Origin of the sequence: Cryobacterium lactosi (assembly GCF_004403945.1) — a bacterium.
GTDB classification, from domain to species: Bacteria; Actinomycetota; Actinomycetes; order Actinomycetales; family Microbacteriaceae; genus Cryobacterium; species Cryobacterium lactosi.
In genome coordinates, this window is the sequence record NZ_SOHM01000034.1 from 139,514 (window position 1) to 152,590 (window position 13,077).

17 protein-coding genes are annotated in these 13,077 nt (G+C 66.9%); 8 read left to right on the forward strand and 9 right to left on the reverse strand.

The window, feature by feature from the left end; all coding sequences use genetic code 11:
• Positions 1-27 precede the first annotated feature (27 nt).
• Entirely contained in the window at positions 28-675 is a 648-nt protein-coding gene (locus tag E3T61_RS17055) for a cob(I)yrinic acid a,c-diamide adenosyltransferase (RefSeq protein WP_134642046.1), read from the forward strand.
• Positions 676-766: 91 nt separating this feature from the next.
• Here the strand turns inward: E3T61_RS17055 and E3T61_RS17060 are convergent, their stop codons facing one another.
• The gene (locus tag E3T61_RS17060) at positions 767-1,807 is read right to left on the reverse strand and encodes an asparaginase (RefSeq protein WP_134642047.1); all 1,041 of its coding nucleotides are present in this window, start codon (positions 1,805-1,807) and stop codon (positions 767-769) included.
• Positions 1,808-1,809: 2 nt separating this feature from the next.
• On the reverse strand, positions 1,810-3,192 hold the full coding sequence (gene gabT / locus E3T61_RS17065) for a 4-aminobutyrate--2-oxoglutarate transaminase (RefSeq protein WP_134642048.1): 1,383 nt from the start codon (positions 3,190-3,192) through the stop codon (positions 1,810-1,812).
• Between the two features lie 89 nt (positions 3,193-3,281).
• On the opposite strand from gabT, the gene E3T61_RS17070 reads away from it, so the two are divergent.
• The gene (locus E3T61_RS17070; RefSeq protein WP_134642049.1) at positions 3,282-3,770 is read left to right on the forward strand and encodes an OsmC family protein; all 489 of its coding nucleotides are present in this window, start codon (positions 3,282-3,284) and stop codon (positions 3,768-3,770) included.
• Here E3T61_RS17070 and E3T61_RS17075 read toward each other — a convergent pair.
• Positions 3,767-4,303: a MarR family winged helix-turn-helix transcriptional regulator gene (locus tag E3T61_RS17075; protein ID WP_134642050.1), complete on the reverse strand. Its 537-nt coding sequence runs from the start codon at positions 4,301-4,303 to the stop codon at positions 3,767-3,769. The genes E3T61_RS17070 and E3T61_RS17075 overlap by 4 nt on opposite strands.
• Positions 4,304-4,389: 86 nt before the next feature.
• On the opposite strand from E3T61_RS17075, the gene E3T61_RS17080 reads away from it, so the two are divergent.
• Positions 4,390-4,980 (forward strand): NAD(P)H-dependent oxidoreductase, encoded by a 591-nt coding sequence (locus tag E3T61_RS17080; protein ID WP_166793286.1) that lies wholly within the window; start codon positions 4,390-4,392, stop codon positions 4,978-4,980.
• Between the two features lie 84 nt (positions 4,981-5,064).
• Here the strand turns inward: E3T61_RS17080 and E3T61_RS17085 are convergent, their stop codons facing one another.
• Positions 5,065-6,408 carry an aminotransferase class III-fold pyridoxal phosphate-dependent enzyme gene (locus tag E3T61_RS17085; protein ID WP_134642052.1) on the reverse strand — a complete coding sequence of 448 codons (1,344 nt, stop codon included), beginning with the start codon at positions 6,406-6,408 and terminating at the stop codon, positions 5,065-5,067.
• 47 nt (positions 6,409-6,455) lie between these two features.
• The gene (locus tag E3T61_RS17090) at positions 6,456-6,905 is read right to left on the reverse strand and encodes a GrpB family protein (protein ID WP_338145540.1); all 450 of its coding nucleotides are present in this window, start codon (positions 6,903-6,905) and stop codon (positions 6,456-6,458) included.
• On the opposite strand from E3T61_RS17090, the gene E3T61_RS22600 reads away from it, so the two are divergent.
• Positions 6,846-7,550 carry an SRPBCC family protein gene (locus E3T61_RS22600; protein WP_338145538.1) on the forward strand — a complete coding sequence of 235 codons (705 nt, stop codon included), beginning with the start codon at positions 6,846-6,848 and terminating at the stop codon, positions 7,548-7,550. The genes E3T61_RS17090 and E3T61_RS22600 overlap by 60 nt on opposite strands.
• An 82-nt stretch (positions 7,551-7,632) precedes the next feature.
• Here E3T61_RS22600 and E3T61_RS17100 read toward each other — a convergent pair whose 3' ends face one another.
• Positions 7,633-8,571 (reverse strand): DMT family transporter, encoded by a 939-nt coding sequence (locus tag E3T61_RS17100; protein WP_134642055.1) that lies wholly within the window; start codon positions 8,569-8,571, stop codon positions 7,633-7,635.
• 72 nt (positions 8,572-8,643) lie between these two features.
• Here E3T61_RS17100 and E3T61_RS17105 point away from each other — a divergent pair, with 72 nt between their 5' ends.
• From E3T61_RS17105 to E3T61_RS17115, 3 genes are read left to right on the forward strand one after another with little or no spacing between them, the layout of a single operon-like run.
• Positions 8,644-9,546: a LysR family transcriptional regulator gene (locus E3T61_RS17105; RefSeq protein ID WP_134642056.1), complete on the forward strand. Its 903-nt coding sequence runs from the start codon at positions 8,644-8,646 to the stop codon at positions 9,544-9,546.
• A gap of 26 nt (positions 9,547-9,572) precedes the next feature.
• Positions 9,573-9,887: a GNAT family N-acetyltransferase gene (locus E3T61_RS17110; RefSeq protein WP_338145541.1), complete on the forward strand. Its 315-nt coding sequence runs from the start codon at positions 9,573-9,575 to the stop codon at positions 9,885-9,887.
• An 18-nt stretch (positions 9,888-9,905) separates the two neighbouring features.
• Positions 9,906-10,358, forward strand: coding sequence for a hypothetical protein (locus E3T61_RS17115; protein ID WP_134642058.1), 453 nt, complete (start codon positions 9,906-9,908; stop codon positions 10,356-10,358).
• A 41-nt stretch (positions 10,359-10,399) separates the two neighbouring features.
• Here E3T61_RS17115 and E3T61_RS17120 read toward each other — a convergent pair whose 3' ends face one another.
• Positions 10,400-11,062 (reverse strand): Pr6Pr family membrane protein, encoded by a 663-nt coding sequence (locus E3T61_RS17120; RefSeq protein ID WP_134642059.1) that lies wholly within the window; start codon positions 11,060-11,062, stop codon positions 10,400-10,402.
• Between the two features lie 49 nt (positions 11,063-11,111).
• Here E3T61_RS17120 and E3T61_RS17125 point away from each other — a divergent pair, with 49 nt between their 5' ends.
• On the forward strand, positions 11,112-11,654 hold the full coding sequence (locus E3T61_RS17125; RefSeq protein ID WP_134642060.1) for a DUF7010 family protein: 543 nt from the start codon (positions 11,112-11,114) through the stop codon (positions 11,652-11,654).
• A 7-nt stretch (positions 11,655-11,661) separates the two neighbouring features.
• Here the strand turns inward: E3T61_RS17125 and E3T61_RS17130 are convergent, their stop codons facing one another.
• Positions 11,662-12,303, reverse strand: a complete 642-nt coding sequence (locus E3T61_RS17130; protein ID WP_134642061.1) for a GNAT family N-acetyltransferase — start codon at positions 12,301-12,303, stop codon at positions 11,662-11,664.
• A gap of 3 nt (positions 12,304-12,306) precedes the next feature.
• The gene (locus tag E3T61_RS17135) at positions 12,307-13,068 is read right to left on the reverse strand and encodes an SDR family oxidoreductase (protein ID WP_134642062.1); all 762 of its coding nucleotides are present in this window, start codon (positions 13,066-13,068) and stop codon (positions 12,307-12,309) included.
• Positions 13,069-13,077: the final 9 nt, after the last annotated feature.

The window sequence follows — 13,077 nt, forward strand, 5'->3', positions numbered from 1 at the left end:
TCAGGGGACATTACTATAGTGGCCGCTATGGCTGAACTTGATGAATCCGGAACCGCTGGGCCCTCTTTGTATACCGGACGAGGCGATTCCGGTCGCACCACCTTCGGTCGGCACGGCGACGTGGCCAAGACCGATGTGCGTGTCGCCGCCTACGAGGAATGTGACGAGGCCAACGCGCAGGTGAGTGTGGTGATGGCCGTCGGCAACCTGCCGATCGGGATCACGTCCACCCTGGCGAGCGTGCAGAACGACCTGTTCGATCTGGTCGCCGACCTGGCCGTGCCGCTGGACGCTGCCGAGCCCGCGACCGCGCGCATCCAAGAATCCCACCTGACCCGCCTGGAGCGGGCGGTCGACCATTTCGAGCCGGATGCCGCCGACCTCAGCGGCCGCGTGCTCCCCGGCGGCACCGTCGCCGCCTCACTGCTCTACCAGGCGCGTGCCGTGGTGCGGCGAGCTGAGCGGGCGGTCTGGGTCGCCGTTGAGGCGCATCCTGCCGTGGTCAATCCGTTGTGTGCACGCTATCTGAACCGGCTGTCGACGCTGCTGTTCGTGCTCGCCCGGGGCGCGAATGCAGAGCACGGCGACGTGCAGTGGGTGCCGGAGGCGTCGGCGCTAGCCATGGCGCAGGAAGACGGCGCAGCCGCACAGCCTGCCGACACGGACCCCGCCTAGTCAGCGCCAGTAGCGCGAGAGGGGTTGTGTAGCCGGCTCAGCGTAGCTGGCTCAGCGCGCTGAGGCGGCCGCACCGCTCTCGTGAACGGGATCAGACGTAGCTGGCGCGGATCTGGCCGATCGGCTGGCCACCGCCGTGCACGGCGAGCTTGAGCTCGGGCACGATCGCGTCGATGTCGGCACGGCGTACCGCGCCGGCATCCGCCAACAGGCTCAGGGCCACGATGGTGGCCGCGCGCAGGTTGCCGTCGAGGATCTTCAACGCCACCGTGGTGCCATTGTCGGCGGAGGCCACCATGATGCCCTCCGCACCGCCCTTGACGAACAGGCCCAGCCGTTCGATCGCGATCGAGTCCGGCAGGCCGGGCCCGGCGATGACCCAGCCGTTCTCCCGCACCGCCTCGGCCAGGAACCCGGCCTCGCGGTAGATGGCGAACGGTGAGCTCGACTTGGACGTGGCGATGCGGGCGATGCCTCGGGCCAGGGCGGTCAGGGACAGCGCGTGCACCGGGGCGCCGCAACCGTCGACGCCGCTCGCCCCCGGTCGCTCGCCCGTGAAACGCTCGACGACGTCGAGAATGCGCTTCTGCAGCGGATGCTCCGGGTCGAGGTATCCGGCGACCGGCCAGTGATTCTGCACACACGCCACGAGCATCGCCGCGTGTTTGCCCGAGCAGTCCGAGTAGATCGGGGCCGGGCCGGCGCCCTGGCGCACCAGGGAATCGCGGGTGCCGGAGTCGCCCGGCCACGTGGGCGTGCAGCCCAGGTCGGCCTCGGAGAGCCCGGCGCGGGCCAGTAGCCCCCGCACCAGGTCGGTGTGCTTCTGGGTGCCGGAGTGGCTGGATGTCGCGATCGCGGCGTCCTCCCCGCGCAGCACCACACCGCTGGCCATGACCGCGATGGCCTGGAAGGGCTTCATCGACGAGCGGGGGAACACCGGCGCGGTGACGTCGCCGAGGGCGCGGAGCACTGCGCCGTCACTGCCGAGCACCACGGCCGCGCCGGCATGGCGGGACTCGATGAAACCGGAGCGTTCCACGACGGCCAACTCGACGGCGTCGATCACTTCGATGGTTCCGGCGGTGGCGGGCGTTGCCGCGCCGAACGCGGCAGGCGTCGTCGACGTCGTCACGGTTAGAGCGTCGCCATCGCGTCGTCGATAACCGAGAGAGCGTCGGCAAGCAGGGCATCCGTCACGGCCAGGCTGGGCAGGAACCGCAGCACATTGCCGTAGGTGCCCGCGGTGAGCAGCAGCACGCCGTGCTGGGCAGCGTAGGCGGCGATCGCGGTGACCGCGGCCGCGTTGGGCGCCTTGGTCGTCGTCTGGGTGCCCGGCTGCACGAGCTCGATGGCGATCATGGCGCCGCGGCCGCGGATGTCGCCGATGATGTTGTGCTTGTCGGCCAGTGCGGTCAGGCCGGCGCGGAGGGTCTTCTCGATGCGCTGGCCCTCGGCGAGGAGGTTGTTACGCTCGATCGCGTCGAACACGGCGATCGCAGCAGCGCAGGCGACCGGGTTGCCGCCGAAGGTGCCGCCGAGCCCACCGGGCTGCGACGCGTCAAGGATCTCGGCGCGGCCGGTCACGGCGGCCAGCGGCATCCCGCCGGCGATGCCCTTGGCCACGAGCACGAGGTCGGGCTCCCAGCCGAAGTGCTCGCTGGCGAAGTAGGCGCCGGTGCGGGCCATTCCGCTCTGGATCTCGTCGGCGATCATCACGACGCCGTTCGCGGTGCACCACTCCTGCAGCAGCACCAAGTAGCCCTCGGCGGGCACCATGAAGCCGCCCTCGCCCTGGATGGGTTCGACCACGAGGCACGCCAGGTCGCTGGCGCCGATGACCTTCTCCAGGTATGCGATGGTGCGGGCCGCGGCCTCCGGGCCGGTGAGGCCGTCGTGATACGGGTACGAGTTCGGGGCGTGGTAGACGTCGCTGGCCAGCGGGCCGTAGCCGGTGGCGTACGGGGCGGCCTTGTAGTTCATCGCCATGGTCAGCACGGTGCGGCCGTGGTACGCGTGGTCGAGAACGGCCACCGCGCGGCGACCGGTGTACTTGCGGGCGATCTTCACGCCGTTCTCCACAGCCTCGGCGCCGGAGTTGATCAGCACGGTCTTCTTCGCGAAGCTGCCGGGCGTGTGGGCGGCGAGCAGCTCGGCGACGCGCACGTACTCCTCGTAGGGGGTGATCGTGAAGAGGGTGTGCACGAAGTCGTTCAGCTGGTCGGTCGCGGCCGCGACGACGCTGGTCTCCGAGTGCCCGACCGTGGTCACGCCGATGCCGGCGCCGAGGTCGATGAACTGGTTGTCGTCGAGGTCGACGACGATCGCGCCGCTGGCCTTCTTGATGTACACCGGCAGGGCGGAGCTGACGCCGGTGGACACCGCGGCCAGGCGTCGCTGATGCATCTCCGTCGATCGCGGGCCGGGGATGGCCGTCACGATCTTGCGTTCCTGGGTCACCGTGTAAACCGGGGACGAGGGAGTGGAAGCGGCAGCGGAATCAGTCAACGTGTCAGTCATGATCGGGCCAGTTTACCGCCAGGGCGGCCAGGCGTCCGGGCTATTCCCTGCGAGAATTATCAGTAAGCCTGAAACCCGAAGGAGACGCCATGATCGGTGCACATCACTATGCAGTGCAGATCCATTGGACGGGCAACCGGGGCACCGGCACGAGCAGCTATCGGGCCTATGGTCGTGACCACGTTCTGACCTCCTCGGGCAAGGAGCAGATCGCCGGATCGGCCGATCGCACCTTCCACGGCGACGCCGATCGGTGGAACCCCGAGGAGCTGCTGCTGGGGGCGCTGAGTCAGTGCCATCTGCTCTCCTACTTGCACGTCGCCGCCAAACACGGGGTCGTCGTCGTCGGGTATTCCGACGACGCGATCGGCACGATGGCGCAGACCGCGGATGGCGGTGGCCACTTCACGGCCGCCACCCTGCGTCCCCGAGTCACCATCGCCGATCCCGACCAGGCCGAGCTGGCCCAGTCCCTGCACGCTGAAGCGTCCAAGGCCTGCTTCATCGCCGCGTCGGTCAACTTCCCGGTCGGTCACGAACCGGTGACCATCATCGCCGAGCCGGCCTCACTGCTCTAGGCGGAGGTCTTCGGGGCAAGTGTCGCGCCGGTGGTGGCGAGCACCTCAGCCAGCTTCCTCGTCGCCGTCACCGTCCGGTCCAGCTCGGTGCGCGTGAACTGGGCGGCCGCCTGCAGCTGCACGGCGCAGATCGCATCGTCGGCCGCACGAACGCTCGAGCGGCCCGCATCGGTCAGCCGGATGCGTCGCTCCCGCCGGGAATGCGGTGCAGGGTCCGGCTCCACCAACCGCTCCGCCAGGGCGGCATCGACCAGTCGGCTGATGGTGGACTTCGTCAGGCTGAGCAACGTGGCGATGTCCTGCTGCTTCAGGCAGTCGTTCTCGGTGTCGAGGGTGCGCAGCACGGCGAACAGGCTGAGATTCAGCCCGGTGGCCTGCCTGACGGCTTCTTCGGCCTGGCGGTCCAACAGGGCGGCGGTGTGCCTCATGGCCAACCACCACTCCACGAACGGTTCGCTGTTCGTCGACGCGGCAGGCTCTGTCGACGGGGCGATGGGCCCTGGGTCCGAAGGTTCGGCTGCGCTGTTCGTCACCAGGCCAGTCTATGCCGCCATCGGCTCAAAACGGTTGCACATCGAATGGTTGCGTGTCGAACGGTTGCGAGTGTAACGTTTGCCGTATGCGAACACTCTTCATCATCGACCATCCCTATCAGGGCAGTTTCTCCCGGGCGCTGTTGGCGGCCGCAATGGCCGGCGCGGAGCAAGCCGGGCACGACGTCGAGCTCATCGACCTTGCCGCCGATGCGTTCAACCCGGCGATGTCGGCGCAGGAATTGAATGCCTGGCGATCGGGACGGTCGCTGGATCCGCTCGTTCTCGACTATCAGGCCAAGCTCGGTCGGGCCGACCATGTGGCCTTCGTCTTCCCGATCTGGTGGATGAACATGCCGGCGCGCACCAAGGGGTTCCTCGACAAGGTGCTGCTGCCGGGCATCTCGTACGACGAGCCCAAGCCGGGCGGCAGGCTGATGGGACGCTACGGATCGCTCACGTCGGTGACCCTGCTGACCACCAGCACCACGCCCACGCTCTGGTATCAGCTGTTGTTCGGTCGACCCGCGGTGCGCGCACTCTTCACCGGCACCTTCGGCCTGATCGGCGTGCGGAGGCACCGGTGGCTCAGCCACGGCAACATCTCCCGCTCCGACGCCGGCACGCGCACGGCCTGGCTGCGCCGCGCGTCTCGTCGCTTCGCCCGGCTGGCCTGAGCGCCCGAACCTCCACGCTCGAAAAAAACGCGCCCACCCCGCTGGTCGAGACCGAACGGGATGGGCGCGCTGTTGGGCTGACGTCTACTTCTGGCTGGCCTGGAACAGCGTGAAGGCCTCTTCGAGCACCGAGGCGGCGTCGTCGATGAGGGCTTCGGAGATGACCACAGACGGCATGATCCGCAGCACGGAGTCCCAGCTGCCGGCATCCAGAGCGATGACGCCATTGGTGGTGGCGTGCTTGAGCACGAACGCGAGCGCCTCGGGGAACGGCTTCTTGGTGCCGGGGTGCACAAGCTCCACGCCGAACATGGCACCCTTGCCGCGCACGTCGCCGACGATGCCGAAGGTGTCGGCCCAGTCGCCGATGCGAGCCCAGAGGGCCTTCTCCACGCGCTTGGCTTCGTCCAGCAGGTTGTCGCGCTCGATGATGTCGAACACCGCCAGGGCCGCCGCGGTCGAAACCGGGTTACCGCCGAAGGTGCCGCCGATGCCACCGGGCTGCACGGCATCCATGATCTCGGCCCGGCCGGTGACGGCGGCAAGCGGGAACCCGCCGGCGATGCCCTTGGCCGTGGTGACCAGGTCGGGAACCACGCCGTGGTGCTCGATGGCGTACCAGGCGCCGGTGCGGGCGATGCCGGCCTGGATCTCGTCGGAGACGAAGACGATGCCGTTTTCGGTGCAGAACTCGCTCAGGCGCTTGAAGTATCCCGGGGCTGGGATGACGATGCCGCCGTCGCCCTGGATCGGCTCCACGAAGAAGGCCGCGATCTCGGACGCGCCGATGTGCGTCTGGATGTAGTCGATGGTCTTCTCGGCCGCTTCCTCGCCGGTCAGGCCGTCCTGGTAGGGATAGCTGGTGGGCACGCTGTAGATCTCACCGGGGAACGGGCCCATGCCCACTCGCTCCGGCCACGGGCGGTAGGTCATCGCCATGGTGAGGTTGGTGCGGCCGTGGAACGCGTGGTCCAGGCTGACGATGGCGCGGCGGCCGGTGTACTTGCGGGCGATCTTGACCGCGTTCTCCACGGCCTCTGCTCCGGTGTTCACCAGGATCGAGTGCTTCTCGAAGTCACCAGGGGTGATCTCGGCGAGCTTCTCTGCGACGCGCACGTAGTTCTCGTATGGGGTCACGGTGAACAGGGTGTGGGTGAGCTTGCCGGCCTGCATGGCGGCAGCGGCGGCGACCTCGGGGTGGGCGTGGCCGATGGTGGTCACGCCGATGCCGCAGCCCAGGTCGATGATCTGGTTGCCGTCCACGTCCACCAGGATCGCTCCCGCGCCGTGGTCCATGTAGATGTTGGCAAGGGTGCCGGCACCGGCAGACACGGCGCGAACGCGTCGTTCCTGCAGCGCGATTGACCGTGGGCCCGGGAGGGCGGTGACGAGCTTGCGCTCCTGGCTGACCGAGAAGGAAGAAGACATGCCCCCAGCTTACGGACGTCGGCTGGGTCGCAGCCCCGCACGCCCGGTCACTGCACGCGATATGCTCTCGCTCGCGCTTTGATCGCGAGAATGACGTCGGTCTTGGCGTCCGCGTAGGCGTTCATGTCGTCCCATCGGCTTCGGAGCAACGATCGCTTGGTGCTCTCGTAGAGAGCGCGATCGGCCGCGTTGGAGCGCAGCCAATCTCGGAGCAGCAGGTACTCGATGACGGCGGGATCGCCCTGTTCATAGATGTGCACATGAACGTCGCGGGCCGGTGTCCGCACGAGACGGTGCCCTGGCTCGCGGGTGCGTAATTCGTATCCGGCGACCAGCAGCGGGTCGAGGTAGTCCTCTTCTGCCGTGATGTCATCGACGGTGACCACGATGTCGATAATCGGTTTTGCTGCCAGCCCGGGGACGGACGTGGAACCAATGTGCTCGACGCCGACGTTGGCGGCGACGAGAGCGTTCAGGATCTGGCGCCTGTGATCCAGGTAGAGGCCGACCCACCGCTCCTCATAGTTGTGGAGCGTGAGCTCGAGTGGTTCGGTGCCGCCCACCAGCTCTACCGTCGTGACGTCTGGCCGGCGTGCGCCGTTCTTTTCCTTCACTCGAACATCCTCGCATCGGCCGCCACGCTAGTCAGATCACGGGATGGAGGCCCAACCGCTGCTGGTAGATTGTTCGCCATGTCGGTCTCGTTCGAATGCGCCACCGAGTCGGTGCTTCCTCCGGAGCGACTCTTCGATCTCGCACGGGACATCAGCGCTCATACGGATTCCATGTCGGGGTTCCGCGAGACGGCGGTCAGCGGTGTCCGAAGTGGGTTGATCGGCCTCAACGAGGAGGTCACCTGGCGCGCGTGGCACTTTGGGCTCCCTCTGCGAATGACGAGTCGAATCACCACGATGAGTCCGCCGGAGCGTTTCTCAGATGAGCAGACCCGCGGGCCGTTCCGCTTTTTCACCCACGAGCACGAGTTCCGACCGCACGGTGACGGCACTCTCATGATTGACCGGGTGTCGTTTGCGGCACCGCTCGGGTTCCTCGGCAGGCTCGTTGAGCGACTGGTGCTCGCCAGCTACATGCGCAGACTGATCGAGCAGCGAAACTCGTATCTTCAGGGCATCGTCCGCTAGGAGTCTCGACCGGTGTCGTCGAGAGCGGCCGGAATGCGGTTGAGTTGACGTTCGACAAAGGTGCGGCAGGGAATCGTCGAGCTCATTCAGGGCGCCTGAGAAGCGCGAGTGTCCTGTGCTCTGTCGGGGTGAGACGGTGCCGCTGCTCGATGGACCGGCCCCACGCGGTTCCGGCGAGGATCAGGGCGATACCGACGTAGCCGGCGAGGGCCGCACTGTCGCGAGCGATCGTCACTCCGACGACGGCTGCCCAGATCGGCTCGGTTCCAAGCAGCAGGCTCACCCTCGATGGCGAGGTGCGCCGCACCGCCCAGGTCTGCACCAGGAACGCGAAGACCGTGCACGCGAGAACGAGGTAGAGGAACAGGACCGTGCGGCCCGGGTCGAGGTGGACAAGGAAATGCGGGATCGAGTCACCGTAGAACAGCGAGACCGTGGAGAAGAATATCGCGCAGGTGGCCAGCTGCACCGTGGTGAGGTGAAGCGAATTCATCGGCTTGTTGCCGGTGAGCGCGAACATCGAGGTGACGTGGATGGCGCGGATGATCGCGGCCACGAGGATGAGCAGGTCGCCGAGGCTCGGTGGGCGGAACACGCCGTTGCTGGCGAGCAAGGCGACGCCACCGATCGCGATCACGGCGGCAAGGAAGAACCTGCCGGGCAGCCGGCGGCCGGACACCGCGGAATCGAGAATCGGGGTGAACACGATCGTCAGGCTGATGATCAGTCCGGCATTCGTGGCCGACGTATTGGCGATCCCGAAGGTCTCGAACGCGAACACGGCGGCCAGAACCATGCCGAGCAGCACGCCCGCGCGCCATTCCGCTGGGGTGATCCGGTTCCGTCGAGCGGCCACGATCGCCGCCATGACGGCCGCGGCGAGCAGCATCCGCAGCGCAAGGAGCGCCACCACGGACTCCGGCCTCACGAGTTCCTTGGCCACGAGGTAGGTCGATCCCCACGAGGCCGCGACCAGGAGGAGGAGCAGGTCGACGTGGAATCGGCGGAGGAGAGCAGGCATGCCACCATCGTCCGGTTCCACTTCACGTAAGACAAGAGACGCGTTTGGTGTCGAATGCTTTAGTTTGAACTTATGGAACTGGGTCAGCTTCGCGCATTGAGAGAGTTGGGCGACCGGGGCAGCATCGCCGCCGTCGCAGCGGCGCTGTATGTCACGCCATCGTCGATCTCGCAACAGATCAGCGCCTTGCAACGCCACTCCACCGCCCCGTTGACGTTCAGAGACGGGCGGCGGACCGCGCTTACCGAGGCAGGGTGCGCCCTGGCGCTGGCGGCAATCGACGTGGAAGTTGCGCTTGAGCGCGCCCGGCAGGCGGTGGAGGCTTTCCAAGGTGATCCATTGGGAACCGTCTCGGTGGTGGCCTTCCACAGTGCAGGCCTGGCCATCTTCGGTCCGCTGTTAGCCGCCTGCGCGAGTCCCGACCGGCCCGATGTCCGGCTGAGCGATTTTGACGTGGCTCAAGAAGCTTTCCCCGTCCTCACGGCCGATCATGATCTGGTCCTTGCGCACCGATTGGTGGGCAGTCCGCCGTGGCAGGGGTCGGTGCGTGTGGAACCCCTGTTGTTCGAGCCCCTGGATATCGCTGTCCGACGCGATCACCCACTCGCGGCCAAGGCTGCGATCGAACCGGCGGATCTGCTCGACGAGGCATGGGTCGCAGTACATGAAGGCTTCCCGCTCGGGCAGGCCCTCTCCGTGATCGCGGGAATCGGGGGAAGTGAGGCGCGCATCCGGCATCGGATCAACGAGTTCTCAGTTGCGGCCGCCGTCGTCGAAGCGAGCGGTTGCATCGCCCTGATGCCCCGGTACACCACCGACTTGCGGGACCACCCGGAGCTGGAGCTCCGTCCGCTCGCCCACCCGGGCCTTGGGCGCCATATCGACTGCCTGGCTCGACCGGAGACTCTGGAGCGCTCCAACGTGCAGGTGGTCCTGTCGCAGATCCGGACCATAACCCGAACCCTCGTTCGGTGACCGCCTATCGGTAGGGGAACGCTCCTATCGGTATGGCCACGGGTATCCCGGCCACGGACCAATCCGATCGCGCCGAGCTCATTTCACTGTGGGTCGACCCCGCCGTCCGCAGCCGTGGTGTGGCTACTGCGCTCATCACCGCGATCGCGCGCTGGGCGGCGGGGACCGGTGCGGCGACGCTTGGCCTGTCGGTGATGGCGGGCAACGTCCCGGCGCGACGAACGTACGAACGAAACGGCTTCACGGTGTCCGATGAACCGGGCGGTCTGCTGTCGGGCCGCCAACGCGAGCTCGTCATGCTCCACGACCTCGGGATCGGATACTGTGACGGCTACGTGTGATTCCTGAGGGGGGACCGAATGATTCGTCGGCAAATGAGTCTTGTTTCATTGGCGTTGGCTGGAGTGCTGGCGCTGTCCGGGTGCGTGGCGGGCGCCGAACCGGCTCCAGCCGAGACGCCGGCAGATGCGGAGTCTGCGACCGACACGGCTACGTGCACCGGCTTCAATGACGTTGCGACGATCACCGCGAACGCCGATGCCGGCCTTCGCGACGGGCGGATGGCGACGCAGGAGCAGCAGGGCTGGTACCGACTGGCTACGCGTGTATTGGATGGTGTGCCGACCCGTGGCGAGGGTGAGGTCAGCGACGCAACTGCCGCGCTGAAGCGCGTTGCGCCGGCGGTCGACCTCGGTGCCATGGGAACGACCGCCATCGGTTCCGCCGAATGGGACAGTGCCGTGCAGGAGCTGTCCGATGTCTGCGCTGCGGCGGGCGTCGAGATGGCCATTGAGATGTACACCGGCGGATGATCTGACTCCGGCGATCGTCGCCGTTGGCGAAAAGTAGCGCCTTACGCCCGGTGGGGTGGTCGTTCCGCGGCCCGGACGTAGAAAACGCCACGTGATCGGCTGGCAGTCCAGACGAGTGCGCCGGCGGCGATGATCGCCGCGAGCAGCCCGACGATGTGGACGATGAGCGAGGCGATCCCGCGTTCGGGGAGCAGGAACCCGTACGGGACCCAGCCGTCGGTCACGGCGCGGATCAGCACCGTGGTCAGCCACAGGACCGGGTAGGGGAGCAGCATCCAGAGCCGTCGCCAGGGTAAGCGCGGACGGTCGCCGACGAGCAGCCAGTCGAGTGCGACGAGGAGCGGGAAGATGATGTGCAGGATCGCACTGACCCAGGGCGGTGCGGTCCCGGTTCCCGGGACCAGGAGGTTGTAGATCACTGCGACGACGAGAAGATAGGCCGTGGCGATTCCCCGCACAAAGGTGAGCGAGGCCGGGACGGGTCGGTCGAGAACGGCCAGTGTCCCGGTCGCGATCAGTATCAGGCTCGTCAGCAGACTCGTCTGATTGGTGAAGTATCCGAAGTAGTCGAATGGATTGCCGTCTCCGACGGCGATGCGCACGGCGTAGACGTAGACAAGTACCGCCGTGATCACCAGGCCGCTGCCTGCCCGGCCGATCCCCACCAGAATCGCCCTCGGGTGAAGCGCTGCGTCGGAGATCACAAGCGACAGCTTAACGAGGCCGTCCGCGCAATGGTGCTACCACTAGGGTATGACCATTGCCGAGGCTCAAGCAGACGTGCGCCGGATCTATCGAGGCGGGTACAGCGGCCCTCTCGTCTCTGCAATCGTTTGGGCGGTGGCGAACACTGCCTACTTTCTGGTGTCGCCCGGTGCGGCGATGGTCGCTCTGTTCTTCGGAGGCATGCTGATCTTCCCGCTTTCCACCCTGATCTTGAGGGTCACGACAGGTGGAGGAGCCTTGCCGAAGGGGCATCCGTCAACGGCCCTGGCGATGCAATCAGCATTCACGGTTCCCCTCGGGCTCCTCGTCGCGATTGCACTCGGGTCCTTCGCGCCGGAGCTCTTCTTCCCGGCCTCCCTGATCATTGTCGGAGCCCACTACCTGGTCTTCATGAGCCTGTACGGGATGAAGGTGTTCGCGGTGTTGGGTGGTGCTTTGGTCGTCCTGGGAACAGCCACCATTTTCTGGATGCCCGGGATCGGTGCGGTGAGCGGCTGGCTCGGCGCGATCATCTTTGCGGTGTTCGTCCCTGTTCTCTACCGCACCGGGGCGGCCCGACAGGCTCCGTGACAACCGGTCAGAGCCCGAACGAGGGCAGGCATGGTGCCAAGCCGGTGATGTCCACCCGCATGCGGTCCGTGGCGAACCAGTCGTCCCGGTTGAGGCGGAGACGATCTGAGATGAGGAACTGACCGTCTCTGACATCGCGAGAGATGCCGTCGTGACGGTAGCCGAGCCGCCGGGAGACGCCCTGCATTCCCGCGTTGTCCTGGAACACCTCGGTGAGGGCGCTGTGGGCGCCCAGCCCTGCAAATGCCAGATGCAGGAGCGCGCTCCGGGCCTCGGTGCCCAGCCCCTGCCGGTGGTGGGCCAGGCCCAGCCAGGATTCAGTCTTGACCTCGCGCCGGATGGGAAACTCGCGCCCGCGAAGGGCGACCATGCCCACCGGCCGGTCGTCGCAGAAGAGACCCAGATCCAGCGCCCACGAGTCTGGGGACCAGTCGCCCCGCCGGCTCCTGTGCTGTTGCACCACATGCACAGCCGTTTGTTGCGGGGTCCCCTCTGTCCACGGTGTGAGGTAGGGCCGCTCGCCCGGGTTGTGCACACCGGCCGCGGCCAGGTCGGCGAGGGCAGCGAGCTCGTCGTCGGTGGGACAGCGAAGAACGAGTCGGCTTGTGGTCAGGCGCAGATCCAGAAGCGGCCAGAGGTCAGCGGGCATGATCTAGCGGCCTCCCGCTATGTCCAGGATGCTTCCCGTGCAGTAGCCGGCCTCGTCGCCGAGCAGCCAGATGATCGCGGCGGCGACTTCAGCGGGGTGGCCGGCTCGCTGCATCGGGATGGTGTGGGCCAGGTCCTTCGCGCGGTCCGGGCGACCGTTTCGGCCGTGCAATTCCGTGTCGATGATCCCGGGCCGCACGACATTGACCCGAATGCCCTCGTTGGCCACCTCACGCGACAAGCCGAGGCCGAGTGTGTCGATGGCTCCTTTGGATGCGGCGTAGTCCACGTACTCAGCCGGGGCCCCGAGCCGGCTTGCTGCTGAGGAGACCAGGACGATACCTCCGCCGGCACCGCCGTGGAGTGTCGACATCCGCCGTACCGCCTGGCCACAGGCCAGTAATGGGCCTGCCACGTTGACGGCGAGTACCTCCGCTATGCGCGTGGCGGTGAGCTCATCGACTCTCGATTGTGCTGCTGCGATTCCTGCGTTGGCGACGAACGCTGTGACCGTGCCGAGATTGTCTGCGGAGTCGAACATCGCCGCGATGTCGGTCTCCTCGGCCATGTCTGCGCGGACGAAGGACGCAAGACCGCCTGCGTCGTGAATCGTCTGGACCACGTCGATGGCTGCTTGTTCGTCGTGTTGATAGGTGAGGAGCACCGACCAGCCGGCGTGGGCGGCGGCAATCGCGGTGGCGGCTCCGATTCCTCGGCTTCCGCCGGTGATGACCGCTACGCCGCGTGCTCCTGGTTCTGTGTTCATCCCGCCAGT

Coding starts and splice junctions, on each gene's coding strand:
- E3T61_RS17055 (WP_134642046.1), top strand. CDS start 28: ATGGCTGAACTTGATGAATCCGGAACCGCTGGGCCCTCTTTGTATACC.
- gabT (WP_134642048.1), bottom strand. CDS start 3,192: ATGACTGACACGTTGACTGATTCCGCTGCCGCTTCCACTCCCTCGTCC.
- E3T61_RS17070 (WP_134642049.1), top strand. CDS start 3,282: ATGATCGGTGCACATCACTATGCAGTGCAGATCCATTGGACGGGCAAC.
- E3T61_RS17080 (WP_166793286.1), top strand. CDS start 4,390: ATGCGAACACTCTTCATCATCGACCATCCCTATCAGGGCAGTTTCTCC.
- E3T61_RS17085 (WP_134642052.1), bottom strand. CDS start 6,408: ATGTCTTCTTCCTTCTCGGTCAGCCAGGAGCGCAAGCTCGTCACCGCC.
- E3T61_RS17100 (WP_134642055.1), bottom strand. CDS start 8,571: ATGCCTGCTCTCCTCCGCCGATTCCACGTCGACCTGCTCCTCCTCCTG.
- E3T61_RS17105 (WP_134642056.1), top strand. CDS start 8,644: ATGGAACTGGGTCAGCTTCGCGCATTGAGAGAGTTGGGCGACCGGGGC.
- E3T61_RS17115 (WP_134642058.1), top strand. CDS start 9,906: ATGATTCGTCGGCAAATGAGTCTTGTTTCATTGGCGTTGGCTGGAGTG.
- E3T61_RS17125 (WP_134642060.1), top strand. CDS start 11,112: ATGACCATTGCCGAGGCTCAAGCAGACGTGCGCCGGATCTATCGAGGC.
- E3T61_RS17130 (WP_134642061.1), bottom strand. CDS start 12,303: ATGCCCGCTGACCTCTGGCCGCTTCTGGATCTGCGCCTGACCACAAGC.
- E3T61_RS17135 (WP_134642062.1), bottom strand. CDS start 13,068: ATGAACACAGAACCAGGAGCACGCGGCGTAGCGGTCATCACCGGCGGA.